Source organism: Phyllobacterium sp., assembly GCF_037994425.1.
Taxonomy (GTDB): domain Bacteria; phylum Pseudomonadota; class Alphaproteobacteria; order Rhizobiales; family Rhizobiaceae; genus Phyllobacterium.
Genome location: NZ_JBBNAM010000004.1, coordinates 1 through 1,578, shown reverse-complemented (window position 1 = coordinate 1,578; position 1,578 = coordinate 1). Strand labels below are relative to the sequence as shown.

Annotated in this window: 2 protein-coding genes; one reads left to right on the top strand and one right to left on the bottom strand. The window is 54.6% G+C overall.

Annotation, left to right across the window (positions count from 1 at the left end):
- The coding region (locus AAAB35_RS00085) for a hypothetical protein (protein ID WP_340666217.1) at nt 1–490 on the top strand (490 nt) is incomplete at its 5' end.
- A gap of 813 nt (nt 491–1,303) precedes the next feature.
- On the opposite strand, the gene AAAB35_RS00080 is transcribed toward AAAB35_RS00085, so the two are convergent.
- Nucleotides 1,304–1,570 carry a hypothetical protein gene (locus tag AAAB35_RS00080; RefSeq protein WP_340666218.1) on the bottom strand — a complete coding sequence of 89 codons (267 nt, stop codon included), beginning with the start codon at nt 1,568–1,570 and terminating at the stop codon, nt 1,304–1,306.
- Between the last annotated feature and the right edge of the window lie 8 nt (nt 1,571–1,578).

Below are 1,578 nucleotides of genomic sequence, written 5' to 3'. Positions count from 1 at the left end.
GGTCGATCAGAATGCCTGGTGCACCTATAACATCGTCATTCATCAGCCCGGCTCGGTTGCGATGAAGCCCTACGTGATCAACTATGTCGCGAACCGCCACCAGAACGATGCAGCCAATCCCGAATATAACAAGTTCGGCCTGCCGCAATTCTTTGTCTCGGTGAATCCTCACCTACCGATCCGCGAGGAGATGGTGCTGAAAGACGAATACCATCGGGAGGCGTTCACCTATCTCCACCACAACGTCTTCGACTTTGCCTGTATCCAGGCGCAGGCCGACATCAAGCTCCAGCAGGGCAAGTCGGGTCTCTATTACGCGGGCGGCTGGACCTACGGCTCGGGTCTGCACGAGGAATGCTGGCAGCAAGGGATCGAGATCGCGGGCCTGATCCTCGGGCAGCTCTCAACCGGCAAGGAACCCGAGCATGCGCCCGTCAAGGCCTTCGAGCTCATGCACAAACGACTTCGCAAGACGGCAGCCGGCACCTGAACGGGAAACGTGCAGTGCCTCGCAGCAGAACGCTTGTCCGATGAACTCATCAGTTCGACAGAAACGTGGTCCTGGTCCGAGTGCGATCAGGACCGTCGCCGCCGAGCTGCATCATAATAATCGGTTTGCTGAGCCACGATCGGTTGTCCATCATGTCCTCGATCCGAGCACTCATTCCAGTAGACTTTAAGTTTGTATCGCAATGACCGATAACATTCCGATTGGCCATAGCATCTTCTCCCGGTCAACCAATCAGACCCTGAGCAAAGCCCTTGAGCGAAACATCCAGCTTGACGGGTTGGGTCTCGGATGCCGTCAAGGCGACGGTCAGCTACTTTTTCCGATCTGTGGAATGGCAAGAAACGGATTCGAACCCTTGAACAAGTCCGTTGGTGCCCGGGTGTGGCTTCTGGCTAATGATTTCAATCTGGAAATCGTCATAGGGTTGTTGGGCTTTGTCGATAAATAGCGGATGATTTCGCACTAAGCCAGAACCCACACACACCGATTACTCTACCCACCGATATGAAGTTTCACCGGTGCGCCCTTAAAGTCTTTAACCACCTGTTTACGTTAACATTTTTGCGACGCAGCACTTATCTTCGAGTTGGCTTCGGCTTATCGGCTATAGTGGGGCCCCGACAAGGTCAGTTCCAATCAAACTGGAGCTTTCACGTCGTTGGGAAGACGTCAGCATTGAGTTGCCAAGGGAAAGATCGGCCAGCGTTCCGGTTGCGACTTGCCAGAATGACCGGAACCGCACGGCAACCGCTGACCAAAGCCTGCTAACCTTGGCCAGCGGAGCAATTACCTTTACGATTCGACCAGGATCACCAAGGACTCAGGCACCACTCCATCGAGGGCCATCGCATCCGTGGCTGCTTTGCTCTGCATAGCTTTCATCATGGCGTCCACGTCCGGTACGTCCATGAGAACGGCCACCCGAGTCGGATTTTGTGGGTCTACAAATGTTCGTATGTTGGTCACGCCGAGCGGACCAAAAAGCTCTTTGCGCTTCGGCGAGTCGAGCCAGTGCTTCGTGCCCTTTGTAATGTTATGGTGGCCAATGACTGTCGGCATTGCATCCT

Excerpts from the sequence above, each read along its gene's own strand:
- AAAB35_RS00080 (WP_340666218.1), bottom strand. The coding sequence starts at position 1,570 with ATGCCGACAGTCATTGGCCACCATAACATTACAAAGGGCACGAAGCAC.